Annotated in this window: 1 pseudogene; it reads right to left on the minus strand. The window is 54.5% G+C overall.

Annotated features, from left to right (window positions below):
* Positions 1 to 892, minus strand: a pseudogene (locus F0169_RS25675) (immunoglobulin-like domain-containing protein); the annotation flags it as partial.

Below are 892 nucleotides of genomic sequence, written 5' to 3' on the forward strand. Positions count from 1 at the left end.
GTGTTCGGCACCAGGTTTTCGAAGTTGCCCCCGGTGGCGCTTGTAATAGTGGTGCTAACAGTCGAGCCATTGTTGTAAACATCGTTGGCCGGGGTATCCACAGCCACGGTGCCAACCGACTCACCGGCCTTGATGGTAATCACCGAGCCGTTGCTCAAGGTGACAGTCACTGGCGTCTGCGCAGGATTAGTCAGCGTGGCGGTGTAAGTAATCTGACCGCCTTCGGTTACGGTCTGGCCAGCCGTCAATGTAACGGTAGTGGTGTCGATCGAATCGGCAATCGTAGTGACTGCAGGTGCAGTGTTCGGCACCAGATTTTCAAAGTTACCGCCGGTAGCCGAGGTAATCGTGGTGCTGACGGTGGAGCCATTGGCGTAAACGTCGTTAGCCGGGGTATCGACGGCCACAGTACCAACCGACTCACCAGCCTTAATGGTAATCACCGAGCCATTGCTCAGTGTCACGTTTACCGGTGTCTGCGCTGGATTAGTCAGCGTGGCGGTGTAAGTAATCTGACCACCTTCGGTGACCGAGTTGTTTGCGGTCAGAGTAACGGTAGTGGTGTCGATCGAGTCAGCAATCGTAGTGACTGCAGGAGCAGTGTTTGGCACCAGATTTTCGAAGTTACCGCCGGTGGCACTCGCAATCGTGGTGCTAACGGTAGAACCGTTGTTGTAAACATCGTTAGCCGGGGTATCGACGGCTACAGTGCCAACCGACTCACCGGCTTTGATAGTGATTACCGAGCCATTGCTCAAGGTGACAGTCACTGGCGTTTGCGCAGGATTGGTCAAAGTAGCGGTGTAGGTAATTTGACCGCCTTCGGTGACCGAGTTGTTGCGGGCAACGTAACGTAGTGGTATCGATCGAATCAGCAATGGTGGTAATCGCA

Source organism: Pseudomonas kitaguniensis, assembly GCF_009296165.1.
GTDB lineage: Bacteria > Pseudomonadota > Gammaproteobacteria > Pseudomonadales > Pseudomonadaceae > Aquipseudomonas > Aquipseudomonas kitaguniensis.